We start from the raw sequence: 18,974 nt of genomic DNA, 5'->3' as shown, positions 1-18,974 counted from the left end.
GGCATTGAAAACGGCCTTTACGGCCCTTACTGCTGTTCCTACTCCAGGCCTTTGCGCCTGCCTACCTCTGCACAGGAGCTCGCGTGGCTTATGAAACGCCTGTCCGACATCAAGATTTCCACCCTCGACCTGGTGCCCGTCCGTGAGGACAAGGGTCCGGCCGATGCCCTGCATCGCTCGCTGGACCTGGCCCGGCATGTCGAAAAGCTCGGCTTCAACCGCTTCTGGGTCGCCGAGCACCACAACATGGACGGCATCGCCAGCTCCGCGACCTCGGTGCTGCTGGCCTACCTTGCGGGCGGCACCTCGACCATTCGCGTGGGCTCTGGCGGGGTGATGCTGCCCAACCACGCACCGCTGGTGATCGCCGAACAGTTCGGCACCCTGGCCAGCCTGTATCCCGGACGCATCGACCTGGGCCTGGGCCGTGCCCCGGGATCCGACCAGATGACCGCCCGTGCGCTGCGCCGCGAACGCTCCGGCAGTGCCGACGATTTTCCCGATGACGTGGCCGAGCTGATGGCTTATCTCGGCCCGCGCAGCCCTGAGCAGAAAGTGATCGCCGTGCCCGGCCATGGCACCCAGGTGCCGGTGTGGCTGCTGGGTTCGAGCCTGTTCAGCGCACAGCTGGCCGGCATGCGTGGCTTGCCCTACGCCTTCGCCTCGCACTTCGCTCCGCGCTACATGCACGAGGCGATCCGCGTGTATCGCAACCACTTCCAGCCTTCGGAAGTGCTCGACAAGCCCTATGTGATGTTGGGTGTACCGCTGGTGGCGGCCGACAGCGACGAGCAGGCCGAATACCTGGCCACCTCCGTCTACCGGCGAATCCTGGCGTTGATACGTGGCCATAGCCTGGTGCAGCGCCCACCGGTGCCGAGCATGGACGGCCTATGGCTGCCGCATGAACGCGAGGCGGTGATGAGCTTTCTGGGGCTGGCGGTGATCGGCGGGCCGGAGAAGGTCCGCGCCAAACTGGACGTATTGCTGGAACAGACCGACGCCGACGAACTGATCTTCACTTGCGACCTGTTCGAGCATGCCGACCGCTTGAGGTCGTTCGAGATTCTGGCCGAAGCGGCCAAGGGCTGAACCGCCTGCCGGGCAGGTTCGCCCCTACCGCTGCAAGGCGGTGCAGGAGCGACCTGTCGCGCAGGTAGCGGTCAACAACGGCGTAGACTTGAATCACCCACGCTTGTAGACGATTGCCTTGCTGCCGCCTTCACACATGCCGACCACTTTCTGATCCGCAATCGAGCCTTTGTCCACCACGTCCAGCGTGTAGGACGACACGCCCTTGGCCTGCAGCTTGGCGTCGATTTCCGCTTTCAATTCCTCGCAGGGCTTGCCTGCGGCCATAGCAGTGCCTGCCAGGCCCAACAAACCTACCGCCAACATGAATCGCTTCATGAGCACATCCTCCTGATTCGGCTGGTCCAGGGGCAACCTCGCGATGAAGCCGCCCCGACTATGAGTAGCGCAGGCTATGGCAGTGAGCCAGCTCGAAGGTTCATAGCGGCCCACCGGGAATGTGACGCGTGTCAGCTATTGGCGATACGAAAGCCCACCTTGAGGGTCACCTGGAAGTGCGCCACCTTGCCGTTTTCGATATGCCCGCGGGTCTCGGTGACTTCGAACCATTCCAGATGGGTCAGGGACTTGCTGGCTTCGGCGATAGCGTTGTTGATGGCGTCTTCGACAGAGGTAGTAGACGAGCCGACCAGCTCGATCTTCTTGTAGGTGCGGTGATCACTCATGGCAGTTCTCCTTGTGAAATGGCTGAGCGCGGGCTGCTGGCGCTCCCTGTTTCTGTGTGGAAAAGCCGCAGAAAAGTTCAGCCGGCAAATTGCTCTGCACTTTTCAAAACCCTTGCAGTCGGAAAAAACACACCCTACTCACCACTGCAGGAGAAATACCATGGCCAGTTCTTCACTCCGCAAGGCTTCGCTGCAAAGTGTGGAAGCAGAGATCGAAAGCTTGCTCAAGTCGCTGGAAAGCCTGAAAGCCGACGCCTCCGAGGAGTCGCACAAGACCCTCAAGAGCCTCAAGGCCAGTGCCGAGCGCGCCTTGGGCCATTCCCGTGGGCTGCTCAGCGACCTGGGCGACGTCTACGCCGACGTGAAGGTCAAGACCCGTGAAAACGCCATCGCCACCCGCGACTACGCCCAGGAGCATCCCTGGACCACCGCCGGCGTCGCGGTTGGCGCCATCGGCCTGCTGGCCGCCTACCTGCTGTGCAAACGCGGCAACTGATCAGCCGCTTCCTCGCAGCTCATTACTGAGCCATTGGGCCAGTTGACGGGCACGCCCGTCAGCGGCCCTGCGAGGCAGCCACAAGGCCAGCCGCGCCGGGGTTTGCGTAAAACCCCAGGGCGCGGCCAGGCGTCCGGCGCGCAGGTCATCGCTGACCAGCGGCTCTGGCGCAATCGCCACACCCAGGCCTGCCACGGCCGCCTCCAGCAAATAATACAAATGCTCGAATCCCTGCCCGAAACGCAGTGCCTGCGGATCGATACCCTGCTGTTGCGCCCAGGCCGGCCAGGCTTGCGGCCTTGAAGCGGTATGCAGCAGTGGCTCGTTCAACAAGGCCCGGGCCGGCGCATCCCGCAGCGTCTCGTAGCGCGCCGAACGCGGGCTGAGCACCGGGCCGATGCGCTCGGCCGCCAGTTCCAGCACCTGCATGTCAGCCGGCCACGGCGGCTCGGCGAACACCAGCAGGGCATCCAGCCCGGGCCGTCGCGGATCAAGATCACCTTCGCCAGCGGAGAGGTGCAGGCGCAGGTCTGGCAGCTCGGCATTCAGGCGCCCGAGACGCGGAATGAACCAGCGCGCCAGCAGGCTGCCGGAGCAGCCCAGCACGAAGGGCGCATCGCTGCCACCCTGGTTCAGCTCCGCGCACACCTGGCGCAGGCGGTCGAAGGCTTCCCCACTGACGTCACGCAGCCGCACCCCGGCATCTGTGAGTTTCAGGCCTCGGCCCTCCTTGCTGAACAGGCTGACGCCCAGGTGCTCTTCGAGCACCTTCAGCTGCCGGCTTACCGCGCCATGGGTGACATGCAGCTGTTCCGCCGCCTGGCTGACGCTGCCCAGGCGGGCCACCGCCTCGAAGGCGCGCAAGGCATTCAACGGAGGAAGATCACGGTTCATGGACAGTTGAGTTTTCCTGACAGGTTGCGGCGATCTTATCGGTTTTCAGGCGGGCCTGCGCTGGTTAGAGTGTGTCCATTGCCGCCACGGCTCAATTCATTTGCCCTGTGCAACCCGGAGTAGTTCATGACCCAGACCCCACTGCGCAACGGTCCCGACGCCAACGGCCTGTTCGGTTCGTTCGGCGGCCGCTACGTCGCCGAAACCCTGATGCCCCTGGTCCTCGACCTGAACCGCGAGTATGAAGCCGCCAAGGCCGACCCGGCGTTCGCCGAGCAACTGGCCTACTTCCAGCGCGACTACGTGGGCCGGCCCAACCCGCTGTACTACGCCGAACGCCTGAGCGATGCCCTGGGCGGCGCACGGATCTTCTTCAAGCGTGAAGAGCTGAACCACACCGGCGCGCACAAGATCAACAACTGCATCGGCCAGGTGCTGCTGGCCAAGCGCATGGGCAAGACCCGCCTGATCGCCGAAACCGGTGCCGGCATGCACGGCGTGGCCACCGCCACCGTTGCTGCACGCTTCGGCCTGCCCTGCGTGATCTACATGGGCGCCACCGATATCGAGCGCCAGCAGGCCAACGTGTTCCGCATGAAGCTGCTGGGCGCCGAGATCGTTCCGGTGACCTCCGGCACCGGCACCCTCAAGGACGCCATGAACGAGGCACTGCGCGACTGGGTCACCAACGTCGACAACACCTTCTACCTGATCGGCACCGTAGCCGGCCCGCATCCTTACCCGGCCATGGTCCGTGACTTCCAGTCGGTGATCGGCAAGGAAGCCAAGGAGCAGATGCTCGAGAAGGAAGGCCGCCTGCCCGACAGCCTGGTCGCCTGCGTTGGCGGCGGCTCCAACGCCATGGGCCTGTTCCACCCGTTCCTGGATGACGCCAGCGTGCAGATCATCGGCGTCGAGGCCGGTGGCCATGGCGTCGACACCGACAAGCACGCGGCCAGCCTCAACGGTGGCGTGCCGGGCGTGCTGCACGGCAACCGCACCTACCTGCTGCAGAACGACGACGGCCAGATCGCCGACGCCCACTCGATTTCCGCGGGTCTCGACTACCCCGGCATCGGCCCGGAACACGCCTGGTTGCACGAAGTGAAGCGCGTCGAGTACGTGAGCATCACCGACGACCAGGCCCTGGACGCCTTCCACCAGTGCTGCCGCCTGGAAGGCATCATCCCGGCGCTGGAAACCGCCCACGCCCTGGCTGAAGCCATCCGCCGCGCGCCGACCCTGGGCAAGGACCACCTGATGGTGGTGTGCTTCTCGGGCCGTGGCGACAAAGACATGCAAACCGTGATGACCCATATGACCGAGGCCGAAAAGAACCAGGAGAAGCAGGCATGAGCCGTCTCGAACACCGTTTTGCCCAGCTCAAGGCCGAAGGCCGTTCCGCCCTGGTGACCTTCATCACCGCCGGTGACCCCGGCTACGACACCTCGCTGAAGATTCTCAAGGGCCTGCCGGCTGCCGGTGCCGACGTGATCGAACTGGGCATGCCGTTCACCGACCCGATGGCCGACGGCGTGGCCATCCAGCTGGCCACCCTGCGTGCGCTGGACGCTGGCCAGACCCTGGCGAAAACCCTGCAGATGGTCCGCGAGTTCCGTGCCGACGACAGCACCACGCCCATCGTGCTGATGGGTTACTACAACCCGATCCACCGCTTCGGCGTCGACGCCTTCGTCGCCCAGGCCAAGGAAGCCGGGGTCGATGGCCTGATCATCGTCGACCTGCCACCGGAGCACGACGGCGAGCTGGCCACCCCGGCGCAGGCCTCGGGCATCGACTTCATCCGCCTGACCACCCCGACCACCGACGATGCGCGCCTGCCACGAGTGCTGGAGCGCAGCTCCGGGTTCGTCTACTACGTGTCGGTCGCCGGTGTCACCGGTGCCGGTTCGGCGACCACCGAGCACGTCACCGAGGCCATCGAGCGTCTGCGTCGGCACACCTCGCTGCCGATCAGCGTCGGCTTCGGCATCCGCACTCCTGAACAGGCCGCCGCCATCGCGCGCCTGGCCGACGGGGTGGTGGTCGGCTCGGCACTGGTCGATCAGATCGCCAAGGCCGGCTCGCCCGAACAGGCCGTCGACGGCGTGCTGAGCCTGTGCGCAGCGCTGGCCGAAGGCGTGCGCGGTGCGCGGGTGTAAAGATCCTGATACAGAGGAATTTCGCCGGGCGCGGGTGACTCTACAGGACAAGACTCAAGGGGTTCGGACCAGCGGTCCGAGCCCCTTTTTCATTGCCTGATACCGAGGAGCCTGCCCATGAAACTGCCAAACCGCGTCGTCGCCGGCTTGGGAATCCTGATGATCAGCGCCAGTTCGCTGCTGCAGGCCGCACCGCCCGACGGGCGTGGGCCGGGGCAGAACGAACGGGGCGGGCCTCAACAGGGGCCAGGCGACAACCCGGGGCGCGGCCACGGTAACGGTCCCGGAGGGCAAGGGCCGCAGGGCGAGCGGGGCGGACACCGTCCACCGCAGGATTTCGGCCCGGTACGCCAGACCATCGTGCAATACCGTGACGTGATCGGTCGTGGCCAGCCGCTGCCGCCGGGCATCATCGTGGCCAGGGGCAAGCCGCTGCCACCCGGCTACGGCAAGCGCCTGGACCGCCGCGCCTTGCAGCACCTGCCGCATTACGAAGGTTATGAATGGCGCCGCCTGGGCACCGACGTGGTGCTGATCGCCGTGGGCACCGGGATCGTCTACGCCATTCTGGATGGCGTGCTGAACTGAGCCGCCTTGAGGGGCGGCGTTACGGGCAAGGCCGGCCTCAGTCGGGAAGGGGGGCGAGATTTGGCGCGGCTAACGCCGCGCCTACCGGCTGCACGGTATCAGCGTGCAAAGGCTTCCAGGTTCAACGGCCGTACCGCCCCCATCCAGATCGCGTGGGCGGTATGGTCGGCCAGGTCGTCGCCGGTCAGCGGGTGCAGGAATACCACCAGCTCCTTACGGTTCAACGCCAGCCACAGCACGATATCGGCAAAGTCCTTGTGGGAAAAAGCCAACTGGCAGCTCCATTCAGGGTGTGGGCCGACCAGGCGCTGATGGACCCGCCCCATCTGGATGTCGAAACGCGCCGTGGCGGCTTCGCACAGGGCGCGGGCCTGGTCGAGGGTCTGGACATCGAAGTAGACGTGGGCGTGGTAGCCCTGAATTGATGGCATGGGATTGCTCCAACAAGCGGCCCTGAAAAAAGGCGTGTTATCCCATGCCGGGCGCCGCCCTCGCAAACCTTGGGGCCGGCTCAGCCGCCCGGTTTCAGGTCGAGGGCCATGTCCTTGGCCGCCTTGGCGGCCAGCACGCCCATCAGCTGGCTCAGCTCATCCTGACGGCCGACCGCCCCAGAGCCGGCAGCGCCCATCATCACACCGGGCACCGGGGCCTGCGCCGCTGCCTGGGCCCAGGCGCGGTTGATCTCGACCAACGCATCCAGCTTGGACTGCAAGGCGCCGTCCGCCTTCAGTGCTGCCTCGCGAGCGTGTGCTTCGGCATCGGCGGTGATACGCGTGGCAGCGGCGGTGGTCACGGCCTTTTCGCGCAGCAGCTCGGCGGTCTGCTTCTCGATCTCGGCGCGGCTGCGTTCGCGCTCGGCACTGATCACTGCCAGCTGCTTCTCGGTTTCCGCCTGGGTGGTGCGGGCGATCTGGTCACGCAGGGTTTCCTGGCGCTTGGCCTCGACTTCCTTTTCGCCACGGGCGGTGACCAGGCGTTTCTCTTCTTCCTCCTTGAGGCGGTTCTGCCGCGCCACTGCCAGCTCGGCCAGGGCATGCTGGACCTTGAGCATGCGTTCACGGTACTGCGGGTTGGGGTCGATGTTGGTGATCCGCGCCTCGACCACCTCCACGCCGAAGCGGCGGAACTGCTGCTGTTTGCGGATCGGCACGTTCTTGTCGTCGGTGACCTTCTCGGTGATGTACTGGCTGCCGGAGTTGTGGCCGAACTGCCCCTGTTCGGTGCCGGCCTGCAGAATCGCCGTCTGGTCGGGCAGGCGGCCTTGGACGCGGCGCACTTCCTTGCGCTTGATGAGATACAGCCCGTCCTTGAGCTGGTTTTCGAATTCGGCGGCGAACTCGCTGCGCGCCCCGGCGTAGTAGTCGTCGGCAGTCATCAGTGAGGCCGTGGCCTGCAGGGTTTCCTTGATCGCCGGCAACAGCGCGCTGCGGATGAAGTTGTCCGGGTTGCGGTATTCCTGGGCGATGGTCAGGAAGGCCTCGCCGCTGGGCAGGCGAAACCGCGCGGCGGATTCGACCTTGGCGTCGACGTTGCCGAGGAACACGATGGGAAAGGTCTCGATGGTTGCACCCAACGCGTCGTTGTCAGGGTTTTCGTCGAGCTTGTCCAGCGCCAGTACCGATTGCACGCTGATGGCTTTCTTCCACACCGTGGCCCGACCGAACCAGCGCGTGGCGTAGCCCACGTCATCGACGATCTTCTCGTCGCCGAAAATGGTGCGTACGTGGGTCATGTAGCCGGCTTCGTTGTAGAAGAACATGCTGTTGAACAGGATCGGCGAGCCGACCAGCAAGGCGCCGGGTAGCCAGAGTCTTTTCAGCCACTTCCTGTAGAAGGCCTGGGTGGGGGTGATCAACGGCTGCATCGCGATGTCCTTATGCGAGAAAAGCGCGCAGTCTTGCATCGACGCCGTACAAGTATCTGTCAGAAGCCGCTGCAGTCTCTGTAAGGCTTCATCAACAGCTCATACCGCCAACGGCGGTAAAGGCCGCTGTGGTGACGCACCGCGGCTGCGCGCCTGCTCGTTCGCCAGCCACTCGACGAACTGCTCGACCAGCTGCTGGCGACGTTTGCGTGGCGGCAGCACCACGTAATAGCCCGAGGCAGACTGCACCACGGCGTCCAGCGGCCGGCACAGCAGGCCCTGCTCCAGCAGGTCGTCGACCAGGTGCCGCCAGCCCAGCGCCACGCCCTGACCGCCAATCGCAGCCTGGATCAGCAGGGTGTAGTTGTCGAAGCGCAACTGGCCGGGCGCCGGCGCCTGGGCAATACCGAGGGCGCGGAACACCCCGGCCCAGTCGAACCAGCGCGGGCTGCCCTCGCTGCGCAAATGCAGCAGCGGCAGGTCGCACAAGGCATCGGGCGGCAAGGGCAGGGGGCGGCCAGCCAGCAGGCCGGGGCTGCACACCGGGAACACCTCTTCGCTGAACAGCCAGTGGCTCTCACCCTGGCGAAAACGACCGTCGCCGAACAGCACCGCGACGTCGATATCGGGCCGCAGCATGGTCTGGCTGCGTTCACCGGTAACCAGGCTGACGTCCACATCCGGGTTGAGCTGGTGGAAGCGATGCAGGCGCGGCATCAGCCAGTAGGCCGCGAAGGCGAAGTCCGTGGCCACCTGCAGCACCTCGTGCTGGGCGCGCCGGGTGATATTGGTCAGGCCCTGGTCCATGGCCTGCAGCCCGGTCTGCACGTGGCCGAGCAGCTGCTCGCCGGCTTCGGTCAACACGATGCCACGGTAGACCCGGTCGAACAGCCGGGTCGCCAGCCGGTCTTCCAGGCGCCTGATCTGCTGGCTGATGGCCGGCTGGGTGGTGCCCAGCTCACTCGCCGCCGCCGTGAAACTGCGCAGTCGTCCGGCAGCCTCGAATACGCGCAGCAGATCCAGAGACAATTCGCCGAGACTCTCAAACATAAGCTGTACTTATCCTAGGCATTGCCAGACATGGGCTTTACCGGGAAAACCGGCGTCTTCATCCTGCGATGCAACACTTTTGCATAAAAACCTGCAATGGGATGCCGCTGCGATGAAACAACCGAACATCCTCTTCATCATGGCCGACCAGATGGCCGCCCCCATCCTGCCCCTGCACAGCCCGTCGCCCATTCGCCTGCCACACCTCAGCCGTCTGGCCGAGCAGGCGGTGGTGTTCGATGCGGCGTACTGCAACAGCCCGTTGTGCGCGCCGTCGCGCTTCACCCTGGTCAGCGGCCAGCTGCCGAGCCAGATCGGCGCCTACGACAACGCGGCGGATTTCCCGGCCGATATACCCACCTATGCGCACTACCTGCGCAACCTCGGCTACCGCACCGCCCTGGCGGGCAAGATGCATTTCTGCGGGCCGGACCAGTTGCACGGTTACGAAGAGCGGCTGACCAGCGACATCTACCCGGCCGACTACGGCTGGGCGGTGAACTGGGACGAACCGGACGTACGCCCCAGCTGGTACCACAACATGTCGTCGGTGCTGCAGGCCGGCCCCTGCGTGCGCACCAACCAGCTGGATTTCGACGAGGAAGTGCTGTTCAAGGCCCGCCAGTACCTGTTCGATCATGTTCGCGAAGGCGGCGAGGCGCCGTTCTGCCTGACCGTGTCGATGACCCACCCGCACGACCCGTACACCATTCCCAAGGCGTTCTGGGACCTGTACCGCGACGATGAGATTCCCATGCCGGTGGCGCATACCGACCAGGACGCCCTGGACCCGCACTCGCAGCGCTTGTTGAAGGTCTACGACCTGTGGGACAAGCCGTTGCCGCTGGACAAGATCCGCGATGCTCGGCGCGCCTACTTCGGCGCCTGCAGTTACATCGACCACAACATCGGCCAGTTGCTGCAGACCCTCGAAGACACCGGCCTGGCCGACGACACGCTGATCGTGTTCTCCGGCGACCACGGCGACATGCTCGGCGAGCGCGGCCTCTGGTACAAGATGCACTGGTTCGAGATGGCCGCCCGGGTGCCCTTGCTGGTGCACGCCCCCAGGCAGTTCACCGCACGGCGCGTGCGCGAAGCGGTATCCACCGCCGACCTGCTGCCGACCCTGGTGGAACTGGCCGGCGGCCAGGTCGACGCACGCCTGCCGCTGGATGGCCGCTCGCTGCTGCCGCACCTGCGCGGCGAGGGCGGGCATGACGAGGTGTTCGGCGAGTACATGGCCGAAGGCACCACCAGCCCGCTGATGATGATTCGCCGCGGCCGCTACAAATTCATCTACTCCGAGCAAGACCCCTGCCTGCTGTTCGACGTGGCCAATGACCCGCAGGAGCGCGAGGAACTGAGCGGCTCGGCGGCGCATCGCGCCCTCTTCGAGGCCTTCCTGGCCGAGGCCCGGGCACGCTGGGACATACCGCGCATTCACCAGCAGGTACTTGCCAGCCAGCGTCGCCGACGCCTGGTGGGCAAGGCCCTGGCCACCGGCAAACTGAAGAGCTGGGACCACCAGCCCTGGGTCGACGCCAGCCAGCAGTTCATGCGCAACCACATCGACCTCGACGACCTGGAGCGCCGAGCGCGCTTTCCCAGACCCTGACGGTTTTTCCATTCCGCTGCCAACACCCATAACTCACAAAGGGCAACGCCATGAAAACCTTACCCGCGATGCTGATGGCCAGTGTGATGACCCTGGCCGGCCTGTCCGCCCAGGCCGACGAACAAAGCTGCAAGACCGTGCGCATGGCCGACCCCGGCTGGAGCGATATCGCCGCCACCAACGCCATCGCCGGTTTGCTGCTCGATGGCCTGGGCTATAGCCAGAAGGTCGATACCCTGGCGGTGCCGATCGCCTATGGCGGGTTGAAGGACGGCCAGCTGGACGTGTTCCTGGGCAACTGGATGCCGGCCCAGCAGGGTTTTCATGACAAGTTCGTGGCCAGCGGCGACGTGACCTCGCTGGCCACCAACCTGGAGGGCACCGAGTTCACCCTGGCCGTTCCGGACTACGTGTGGGACGCCGGGATCCACGACTTCGCTGATCTGCAGCGCTTCGCCGACAAGTTCGGCAGCAAGATCTACGGCATCGGTGCCGGTGCGCCGGCCAACCTGTCGCTGCAGGAGATCATCAAGAACAACGACTTCGGGCTGGGCGGCTGGAAGCTGGTGGAGTCCAGCGAGCAGGCGATGCTCGCCGAGGTCAACCGCAACGTGAAGCGCAAGGCCTTCGTGGTGTTCCTGGGCTGGACGCCGCACCCGATGAACGTGCAGATAAAGGGCATGCATTACCTCAAGGGCGGAGAGAAGTACTTCGGCAGCAGCGGCACCGTGCATACCCTGACCCGCAAGGGCTACGCCGAGGCCTGCCCGAATGCGGCGCGGCTGTTCGGCAACCTGAGGTTCACCCTGGACATGGAGAACAGCATCATGGCCACGGTGGTCAACGAGAAACTCAGCAACCAGGATGCCGCCCGGGCGTGGATCAAGGCCAACCCGGCGGTGCTGGAAAAGTGGCTGGACGGGGTCAAGACCCTGGATGGCCAGGATGGCCTGGCGGCGCTGAAGACCAAGCTGTAACGGGTAGAAGCGCTGGGGCAGAGAGCAGTTCAAGGGACCTGCCTGGCTGCAAGCGAGCGCCCGGCGGTATACCCTGGCGACAACCTGTCCAAAATGGAGGACCGATGGGTCGGCTCAAACTGCATCGCTATCTGCCGTTTCTCGCCTGGCTGCCATACCAGACCCGCCGTAGCGTCAGCAACGACGCGCTGGTGGGCCTGAGCGGGGCCATCCTGGCGCTGCCGCAATCCATCGCTTATGCCCTGATCGCCGGCCTGCCACCGGAGTACGGCCTGTATGCGGCCATCGTGCCAGTGCTGATCGCCTGCCTGTGGGGTTCATCGTGGCACCTGATCTGTGGCCCCACAGCGGCCATCTCGGTGGTGCTGTACGCCAGCGTCAGCCCGCTGGCCGTGCCCGGCAGCCAGGACTACATCACCCTCATCCTGCTGCTGACCTTCATCGCCGGCGCCTTCCAGCTGCTGCTGGGGCTGATGCGCTTCGGCGCGCTGGTCAACTTCGTGTCGCATTCGGTGGTGGTGGGGTTCACCCTGGGTGCGGCCATCGTCATCGCCCTGGGCCAGTTGCCCAACCTGATGGGCATCGACCTGCCCAGCCAGAACACCGCGCTGGACAGCCTCAAGGCCCTGCTCGCGCATGCCAGCCAACTGGACATCGCCTCCCTGGCACTGGGGCTGCTCACGCTGGGCCTGGGCATCGCCCTGAAGATTCTGGCGCCGCGCTGGCCGGCGCTGCTCATCGCCTTGCTGGGCAGCAGCCTGTTGGTGTGGCTGTGGCCGTCGATGTTTGGTCATGTAAAACGGGTCACGGCATTCGCCGGGCATCTGCCGCCTTTCAGCCCGCTGCCACTGGATGGGGAAATGATCATTCGCCTGCTACCCACGGCGGTGGCGGTGGGTATGCTCGGGCTGGTCAACAGCCTATCGATCGCCCGCTCGCTGTCGGCCCGTTCGCAGCAGTTGCTCGACGCCAACCAAGAGGTACGCGCCCAGGGCCTGTCGAACATGGCCGGGGCGCTGTTTTCCGGATACCTCTCGGCGGGATCCTTCACCCGCGCCGCGCTCAGCTACGAAGCCGGCGCCCGCTCGCCGCTGGCCGGGGTGTTTTCGGCGTTGTGGGTGGCGTTGTTCGCCATCGCCGGGGCTGCGCTGATCGCGCACATCCCGATTCCCGCCATGGCCGCGTCGATCCTGCTGATCTGCTGGGGGTTGGTGGATCGCAAGGGTATCGCGGCGCTGTTCCGGGTCAGTCGTGCGGAGTTCTTCGTCATGCTGCTGACCTGCGTGGCGACCCTGCTCCTGGAGCTGCAGGCCGCCATCTACGCGGGCGTGCTGGCCTCGCTGTTCTTCTACCTCAAGCGCACCTCGCGGCCACGCATCCAGCAATGGCGCGACGGCGACCAGGAGGTCTTGCGTTTTGGCGGTTCGATCTTCTTCGGCGCCAGCCACTACCTGCAGACGCGCCTACAACGCACCGAGGGCCGCGATGTGGTGATCGAGGCCCAGCACATCAACTTCATCGACTATTCAGGGGTGGAGATGCTGCACCAGGAAGCACGCCGGCTGGCGCAGCAGGGCCGCACGCTGATCCTGCGCCATGCGCGCCCCCATGTGATCGAAGAGCTGCAGAAGCTCGAAGGCGCCGAGCACTGCCCGGTGCGCTTCGAGGACTGATGCGGCGGCTCAGCCTGCCGCCAGCTGGCGGCGCAGTTCGGCCAGTACCGGCGCCGAGTCTGGGCGCACGCCGCGCCACAGCTCGAAGGCTTCGGCGGCCTGCTCGACCAGCATGCCCAGGCCGTCCATCGCTTGCAGCGCGCCCTGCTCGGCGGCCCAGCGGCAGAAGGTAGTGGGCTCCTTGGCGTACATCATGTCGTAGCAGAAAGTCACTCCTGGCTGGATCAGGCTCGCGGCGATGGGCGGGCGCTCGCCGGACAGGCTCGCCGAGGTGGCGTTGATGATCACCTCCACTGGCTCTTCCAGCCAGTCGAAACCACTGGCCGACAGCGGGCCGAGGTCGGCGAATTCCTGCACCAGTTGTTCGGCCTTTTCCAGGGTACGGTTGGCAATGGTCACCACGGCCGGGCCTTCGGCGAGCAGCGGTTCCAGTGCACCGCGCACTGCACCACCGGCGCCCAGCACCAGGATGCGCGTGCCGCGCAGGCTCAGGCCGGCATTGACGGTGAGGTCGCGGACCAGCCCGGCACCGTCGGTGTTGTCGCCCAGCAGCGTGCCGTCGGCCTGCCGGGCCAGGGTATTCACCGCTCCGGCACGCCGCGCGCGTTCGGTCAGCCGGTCGGCCAGGGCAAAGGCCTGCTCCTTGAACGGCACGGTGACGTTGGCACCACGCCCGGTGACGAAGAAGGCCCGGGCAAAGGCTGCGAAGTCGTCCAGCGGCGCCAGCGCGGTGCGGTAGTCCAGGGCCTGGCCGGTCTGCTCGGCGAACAGGCTGTGGATCAGCGGCGACTTGCTGTGACCGATGGGGTTGCCGAATACAACGTAGTGGTCCATGTCCAGTCCTGAAATCAATCGGTGGCCGCGAGGCCCAGCCAGTCGCGGTCCTGCAGGAAGTAGTCGGTCAGGCGCGCCTCTTCGCTGCCCGGCGCGGCTTTCCAGTCATAACCCCAGCGCACCTGCGGCGGCAGCGACATGAGGATGGATTCGGTACGCCCGCCCGACTGCAGGCCGAACAGCGTGCCGCGGTCGTAGACCAGGTTGAACTCGACGTAGCGGCCCCGGCGGAACTCCTGGAACTCGCGCTGCTGCACCGTGTAGGCCGCCGCCTTGCGGCGCCGCACGATGGGCAGGTAGGCCTCCAGGTAGGCGTCGCCGATGGCACGCATGAAGGCAAAGCTGGTGTCGAAGTCCCACTGGTTCAGGTCGTCGAAAAACAAGCCGCCGATGCCGCGTGGCTCGTTGCGGTGCTTGAGGTGGAAGTAGCTGTCGCACCAGGCCTTGTAGCGCGGGTAGACATCGGCGCCGAACGGCGCGCAGGCCTGTTCGGCGACCCGGTGCCAGTGGATGCAGTCTTCTTCGACAGCGTAGTAGGGGGTCAGGTCGAAGCCACCACCGAACCACCACACCGGCTCTTCACCTTCTTTCTCGGCAATGAAGAAGCGCACGTTGGCATGCGAGGTGGGCACGTGGGGGTTGTGCGGATGAATGACCAGCGATACGCCCAGGGCCTGGAAGCCACGCCCGGCCAGTTCCGGACGATGAGCACTGGCCGACGGCGGCAGGCTGCTGCCGAACACATGGGAGAAGTTGACTCCGCCTTTCTCGATCAGGGTGCCGTTCTCGATGACCCGGGTGCGGCCACCGCCGCCTGCCTGGCGGGTCCAGGCGTCCTCGATGAACCGGGCGGCACCGTCTTCCTGCTCCAGGGCGGCGCAGATACGGTCCTGCAGGTCGAGCAGGTAGGCTTTGACAGCTTCGGTACGGCTATTCATGCGGCTTCCTCGAAACGCTCCGGAGCCCGGATTGGAAGGGCTGCAGGCAAATGGGCGGCTAGCATAACATCGCCTGCAACGCCTTCGCAGTTGACGTAACGGATGCGAAAGGGTCCGATACAGGCCTGATGTCGATACAGCAATCATGGAGAGAGCACATGGCAAAACGTATCCAGTTCAGCAAGACAGGTGGTCCTGAAGTCCTCGAATACGTCGACTTCGACCCCGCCGAGCCAGGTCCGCAGGAAGTGCGGGTGCGCAATCATGCGATCGGCCTGAACTTCATCGACACCTATTTCCGCAGCGGCCTGTACCCCGCCGAACTGCCCAGCGGGCTGGGCAACGAGGGTGCCGGGGTGGTCGAGGCAGTGGGCAGTGAAGTGAGCCGCTTCAGCGTTGGCGATCGCGTGGCCTACGCCACCGGCCCGCTGGGGGGCTACGGCGAATTCCACGTGCTGCCGGAAGCCAACCTGGTGAAGCTGCCCGATGCGGTGAGCTTCGAGCAGGCCGCCGCCGTGCTGCTCAAGGGCCTGACCGTGCAGTACCTGCTGCGCCAGACCTACCAGATCAAGCCCAATGAAACCTTCCTGTTCCACGCCGCCGCCGGCGGTGTCGGTTCGCTGGCCTGCCAGTGGGCCAGGGCGCTGGGCGCCAACCTGATCGGCACCGTCAGCTCGGCGGAAAAGGCCGCGCATGCCAAGGCCCTGGGCGCCTGGGAAACCATCGACTACAGCCATGAGGATGTGGCCAGGCGCGTGCTGGAACTGACCGAAGGGCGCAAGTGCCCGGTGGTCTACGACAGCGTGGGCAAGGACACCTGGCTGACCTCGCTGGACTGCGTGGCGCCTCGCGGCCTGCTGGTCAGCTTCGGCAACGCCTCGGGGCCGGTGACCGGTGTGCACCTGGGCCTGCTGGCGCAGAAGGGTTCGCTGTACGTGACCCGCCCGACCCTCGGCAGCTACGCCAACAACCCACAGAACCTGCAGGCCATGGCCGACGAGCTGTTCGACATGCTGGTCAGCGGCAAGATCAAGGTCAACGACCTGCAGCAGTATGCGCTCCAGGACGCCGCCCAGGCGCAGACCGAACTGGCTGCGCGGCGCACCACCGGCTCGACCATCCTGGTGCCTTGAACCCGGTCCCGGCCGGGGGATGACCCTGGCCGGCACCTTTGCCGGGGATCAGCCCGGGCGAACCACCTGCCCGGTGGCCACGTCGCGGATCACACTGGGGTTGCGGCGGCCACCCAGGCTGCCACCAAGCACCAGGTCGACTTCACCCCGGAAGTACTGCTCCACCCGCAGCCGCGAGCGCGCCGCAGGCCGGCCGGCGGGGTTGGCGGAAGTGGAAATCAACGGCCCGACCAGCGCGCACAGCTCGCGCACCACCGGATGGTCGGTGACCCGCAGGGCTACGGTATCGTGCTCACCGGTGATCCATTCGGGCAGCAGGTCCTGATGGGGCACCAGCCAGGTGTTCGGCCCCGGCCAGGTACTGGCCATGCGGTCAATCCACAATTCGGGAAAGTCCTCGAACAGGAAGTCGAACTGGCGGATGTTGTCAGCGATCAGGATCAACCCCTTGTGCACCGGCCGCGACTTGATCGCCAGCAGGCGATACACCGCCTCTTCATCCCACGGGTCGCAACCCAGCCCCCACACCGCCTCGGTTGGATAGGCAATCACCGCACCGGCCCGAACTTCCCGGGCGGCTTGTTGCACGCGCCAACTGCTCACCATGCTGTCTCTCCAATCAATAATGCGCGGCAGTTTAACCCCAGTCGCCGGAAGCGAACCATCGTCCGCCTTCGCAACTGACCCGGCCTTGCAGCTCCAGTTCGGTCAGCTCGCCCAGGACCCTCGACAGCGGCCAGCCCAGGTGCTCGGCAAGGGCCTCGGTGCCTTGTGGCGCGGCCTGCAACAAGGCTAGCAGGGGATGGCGGGAACGCACCGGCCGGGGCGTCGAGACGGCAGCCGCAGCAGGGGCGACACCTTGCCAATGGCGCAGCCCTTCGAGGATATGCTCGACACTTTCTACCAGGGTCGCGCCGTCGCGAATCAATTGGTGACAACCCCGTGCCCCCGGGTGGTGGATGGAGCCGGGCATGGCATACACCTCACGCCCTTGCTCGGCCGCCAGGCGGGCAGTGATCAGCGAGCCGCTGCGCACGCTGGCCTCCACCACCAGCACCGCCAGCGACAGCCCGCTGATGATCCGGTTACGACGCGGAAAGTTGTTCGACTGCGCCGCAGTATCCAGCGGAAACTCGGAAATCACCGCGCTGCCTTGCTCGGCCATGCGTCTGGCCAGCGCCAGATGCCGCTGTGGATAAAAATTTTCCAACCCCGTGCCCAGCACGCCAATGGTCGCCCCGCCAGCCTCTAGAGCGCCCTCATGAGCCGCACCGTCGACACCCAGTGCCAGGCCGCTGGTAATCACCAGACCTGCCGCCGCCAGACTGCGCGCAAAGGCCCCGGCCGTCTGCAAGGCCGGCCTGGAAGCGCGGCGGCTGCCGACCATCGCCAGCTGGGGCCGCTCGAGCAATGCCGGGTCGCCGAGGATGAACAACAGCGGCGGTGGGTCGGCGATTTCCGCCAGCAGGGCAGGGTAGCCAGGGCTGTCCCACATCAGTAAATGCTGGCCCGGACGCTCCAACCAGGCCAGCGCAGCACTGGCGCCGTCACGCACCGAAGGGTCGCGCCGTGACTCGGCGCTTACGGTGGAAAGCTGCAAGGCACGCCAGGCGCTGGCCGGTGCACTGAGGGCCGCACTGGCCGAACCGAAGGCTTCGATGAGACGCCTGAAACGGGCGGGACCGAGTTCAGGAAGGCGGTGCAGACGCAACCGCGCTTCCAGTTCGGCGGGTGAAATCGAATGATTTTCGAGCAATGGCATGCGGATCATCCTTGATCGGCGAGGTCAGCCAGAGCCATGACAACCTGTGGATAACTCTGTTGACAACGCTGTGATAAGTGAACGGTCCGTGTTCACCCGCACTGGCCTTTACATCGCGTCAGGGGTTACGGACCTTGTCCATGATCGCCAGCGAGCGATTGGCATGCAGGACCAAGCCGTAACTGAGCTTTTCATAAGTGCGGAACACCATCAGCATGCCGGCCCGCTCGTCGGGAATCTTCACCTGCTCGCCGGTCACGCGGTCGCGGACGTGCTCGCCGGTCTTGTAGATGGCCAGGACGCTGCCCTCTTGCAGACCGTCGCGGCGGCCCTTGTTCAGCGTGACCACGTCGTTCACGCCGATCTGCGTGACACCGCGCGGTACATCGAGAATCAGGCCATCGATGGGCGCGGCAGGCGCCGCCGGCAGGAAGGTCGAGGTGATCGGCCGCTCCTCGCTGGCGAACAGGCGGTCGCCCAGGCGCACTTCCTGGGTCGAGCGCTGCAGGATCAGGGTGGACACGTCGCCCTCGCTGGCCACCACCTCGCCACCGCCGATGTCGTCGGCGTTGATGCCCAGCACTTCGCCGCTTTGCGGGTCGGTGTAGATCTTGCCCTGACGGAAGATGCCGTACATGGTGTGCGCAGCGTCCAGCTGGCCGCGCACGTAGATCCGGTCGCCCCGACCGCTGAGCACCCGCTCGGCATTGCCGGCCACCACATAGGGTGCGTCCTGGAACTGCTCGGCGTTCTCGACGATGCGGTTGCTGATCAGAAAGGCGTTGATGGCGCCCAACGGGATGCTCGGAATGGCTTCCACGGTGGGTGTGCTGCGTACATGCGGAGAAAGCTTCACGGTGCCCCGCGACTCGCCGCGGCTGAGCACCACGTGGGGCTGGCCGTCGACGTAGCTCAGGGTGAGGGTGTCGCCGGGGTAGATCAGGTCCGGGTCCTTGACCGACGGGTTGGCGCGCCAGATTTCCTTCCAGCGCCAAGGCTCACGCAGGAACTTGCCGGAAATGTCCCAGAGCGTGTCGCCGGCGACCACGGTGTAGCGTTGCGGATGGCCCTCCCTGAGCTGCACTTGCGCCTGCACCAGGCCACTGGCCGTCAACAGCAGCAGGGCGAGTAGTGTTTTCCTCATTCGGTGAATCCCTTTATCATGTGGCATCGCTTGACCGGAAAACGGCTTGCAACTCGCACTTGGGCGCCCGCCTACAGCCGCTTT

The 18,974-nt window shown here is 65.6% G+C and carries 20 protein-coding genes; 9 read left to right on the top strand and 11 right to left on the bottom strand.

Annotated features, from left to right (window positions below):
• Window positions 1-90: 90 nt before the first annotated feature.
• Window positions 91-1,092 carry an LLM class flavin-dependent oxidoreductase gene (locus tag RRX38_RS16290; protein ID WP_315959923.1) on the top strand — a complete coding sequence of 334 codons (1,002 nt, stop codon included), beginning with the start codon at window positions 91-93 and terminating at the stop codon, window positions 1,090-1,092.
• Window positions 1,093-1,185: 93 nt separating this feature from the next.
• Here the strand turns inward: RRX38_RS16290 and RRX38_RS16285 are convergent, their stop codons facing one another.
• On the bottom strand, window positions 1,186-1,410 hold the full coding sequence (locus tag RRX38_RS16285; RefSeq protein WP_315959922.1) for a DUF1161 domain-containing protein: 225 nt from the start codon (window positions 1,408-1,410) through the stop codon (window positions 1,186-1,188).
• Between the two features lie 131 nt (window positions 1,411-1,541).
• The gene (locus RRX38_RS16280) at window positions 1,542-1,757 is read right to left on the bottom strand and encodes a dodecin (protein ID WP_295472033.1); all 216 of its coding nucleotides are present in this window, start codon (window positions 1,755-1,757) and stop codon (window positions 1,542-1,544) included.
• A gap of 160 nt (window positions 1,758-1,917) precedes the next feature.
• Here RRX38_RS16280 and RRX38_RS16275 point away from each other — a divergent pair, with 160 nt between their 5' ends.
• Window positions 1,918-2,253: a YqjD family protein gene (locus tag RRX38_RS16275; protein WP_295472031.1), complete on the top strand. Its 336-nt coding sequence runs from the start codon at window positions 1,918-1,920 to the stop codon at window positions 2,251-2,253.
• Here RRX38_RS16275 and RRX38_RS16270 read toward each other — a convergent pair whose 3' ends face one another.
• Window positions 2,254-3,147 carry a LysR family transcriptional regulator gene (locus RRX38_RS16270; protein ID WP_315959921.1) on the bottom strand — a complete coding sequence of 298 codons (894 nt, stop codon included), beginning with the start codon at window positions 3,145-3,147 and terminating at the stop codon, window positions 2,254-2,256.
• Between the two features lie 126 nt (window positions 3,148-3,273).
• Here RRX38_RS16270 and trpB point away from each other — a divergent pair, with 126 nt between their 5' ends.
• The 3 genes from trpB (at window position 3,274) to RRX38_RS16255 (ending at window position 5,897) form a co-directional block, all read left to right on the top strand.
• The gene (trpB, locus tag RRX38_RS16265) at window positions 3,274-4,503 is read left to right on the top strand and encodes a tryptophan synthase subunit beta (RefSeq protein ID WP_315959920.1); all 1,230 of its coding nucleotides are present in this window, start codon (window positions 3,274-3,276) and stop codon (window positions 4,501-4,503) included.
• The gene (trpA, locus tag RRX38_RS16260; RefSeq protein WP_315959919.1) at window positions 4,500-5,309 is read left to right on the top strand and encodes a tryptophan synthase subunit alpha; all 810 of its coding nucleotides are present in this window, start codon (window positions 4,500-4,502) and stop codon (window positions 5,307-5,309) included. Before trpB ends, trpA begins: the two co-directional genes overlap by 4 nt.
• A 117-nt stretch (window positions 5,310-5,426) precedes the next feature.
• Window positions 5,427-5,897: an anti-virulence regulator CigR family protein gene (locus RRX38_RS16255; RefSeq protein WP_315959918.1), complete on the top strand. Its 471-nt coding sequence runs from the start codon at window positions 5,427-5,429 to the stop codon at window positions 5,895-5,897.
• 98 nt (window positions 5,898-5,995) lie between these two features.
• Here the strand turns inward: RRX38_RS16255 and RRX38_RS16250 are convergent, their stop codons facing one another.
• The 3 genes from RRX38_RS16250 to RRX38_RS16240 form a co-directional block, all read right to left on the bottom strand.
• A complete protein-coding gene (locus RRX38_RS16250) occupies window positions 5,996-6,328 on the bottom strand; it encodes a DOPA 4,5-dioxygenase family protein (protein ID WP_315959917.1) in 333 nt (110 codons plus the stop codon).
• Between the two features lie 80 nt (window positions 6,329-6,408).
• Complete coding sequence (locus RRX38_RS16245; protein ID WP_315959916.1) at window positions 6,409-7,761, bottom strand: SPFH domain-containing protein; 1,353 nt, start codon at window positions 7,759-7,761, stop codon at window positions 6,409-6,411.
• A 99-nt stretch (window positions 7,762-7,860) separates the two neighbouring features.
• The gene (locus RRX38_RS16240; RefSeq protein ID WP_315959915.1) at window positions 7,861-8,811 is read right to left on the bottom strand and encodes a choline sulfate utilization transcriptional regulator; all 951 of its coding nucleotides are present in this window, start codon (window positions 8,809-8,811) and stop codon (window positions 7,861-7,863) included.
• 112 nt (window positions 8,812-8,923) lie between these two features.
• On the opposite strand from RRX38_RS16240, the gene betC reads away from it, so the two are divergent.
• From betC to RRX38_RS16225, 3 genes are all read left to right on the top strand, one after another.
• Window positions 8,924-10,429, top strand: coding sequence for a choline-sulfatase (gene betC, locus RRX38_RS16235; protein WP_315959914.1), 1,506 nt, complete (start codon window positions 8,924-8,926; stop codon window positions 10,427-10,429).
• Between the two features lie 50 nt (window positions 10,430-10,479).
• Entirely contained in the window at window positions 10,480-11,406 is a 927-nt protein-coding gene (locus RRX38_RS16230) for a choline ABC transporter substrate-binding protein (RefSeq protein ID WP_295472014.1), read from the top strand.
• A 104-nt stretch (window positions 11,407-11,510) separates the two neighbouring features.
• The gene (locus RRX38_RS16225) at window positions 11,511-13,079 is read left to right on the top strand and encodes a SulP family inorganic anion transporter (RefSeq protein ID WP_315959913.1); all 1,569 of its coding nucleotides are present in this window, start codon (window positions 11,511-11,513) and stop codon (window positions 13,077-13,079) included.
• A 9-nt stretch (window positions 13,080-13,088) separates the two neighbouring features.
• On the opposite strand, the gene aroE is transcribed toward RRX38_RS16225, so the two are convergent.
• Together aroE and hemF are read right to left on the bottom strand one after the other, a co-directional pair.
• Window positions 13,089-13,913, bottom strand: a complete 825-nt coding sequence (gene aroE, locus RRX38_RS16220) for a shikimate dehydrogenase (protein ID WP_315959912.1) — start codon at window positions 13,911-13,913, stop codon at window positions 13,089-13,091.
• Window positions 13,914-13,927: 14 nt separating this feature from the next.
• The gene (hemF, locus tag RRX38_RS16215; protein WP_295472008.1) at window positions 13,928-14,851 is read right to left on the bottom strand and encodes an oxygen-dependent coproporphyrinogen oxidase; all 924 of its coding nucleotides are present in this window, start codon (window positions 14,849-14,851) and stop codon (window positions 13,928-13,930) included.
• Window positions 14,852-15,009: 158 nt separating this feature from the next.
• Here hemF and RRX38_RS16210 point away from each other — a divergent pair, with 158 nt between their 5' ends.
• The gene (locus RRX38_RS16210; protein ID WP_315959911.1) at window positions 15,010-15,984 is read left to right on the top strand and encodes an NADPH:quinone reductase; all 975 of its coding nucleotides are present in this window, start codon (window positions 15,010-15,012) and stop codon (window positions 15,982-15,984) included.
• A gap of 48 nt (window positions 15,985-16,032) precedes the next feature.
• Here the strand turns inward: RRX38_RS16210 and RRX38_RS16205 are convergent, their stop codons facing one another.
• The 3 genes from RRX38_RS16205 to RRX38_RS16195 form a co-directional block, all read right to left on the bottom strand.
• Window positions 16,033-16,590: an L-threonylcarbamoyladenylate synthase gene (locus RRX38_RS16205; RefSeq protein WP_315959910.1), complete on the bottom strand. Its 558-nt coding sequence runs from the start codon at window positions 16,588-16,590 to the stop codon at window positions 16,033-16,035.
• A gap of 31 nt (window positions 16,591-16,621) precedes the next feature.
• Window positions 16,622-17,746 (bottom strand): DNA-processing protein DprA, encoded by a 1,125-nt coding sequence (gene dprA, locus RRX38_RS16200; RefSeq protein WP_315959909.1) that lies wholly within the window; start codon window positions 17,744-17,746, stop codon window positions 16,622-16,624.
• Between the two features lie 118 nt (window positions 17,747-17,864).
• The gene (locus RRX38_RS16195; RefSeq protein ID WP_315959908.1) at window positions 17,865-18,890 is read right to left on the bottom strand and encodes a LysM domain-containing protein; all 1,026 of its coding nucleotides are present in this window, start codon (window positions 18,888-18,890) and stop codon (window positions 17,865-17,867) included.
• Window positions 18,891-18,974: the final 84 nt, after the last annotated feature.

The organism is Pseudomonas sp. DTU_2021_1001937_2_SI_NGA_ILE_001 (genome assembly GCF_032463525.1).
Taxonomy (GTDB): domain Bacteria; phylum Pseudomonadota; class Gammaproteobacteria; order Pseudomonadales; family Pseudomonadaceae; genus Aquipseudomonas.
This window is presented reverse-complemented; position numbering and strand designations above follow the sequence as displayed.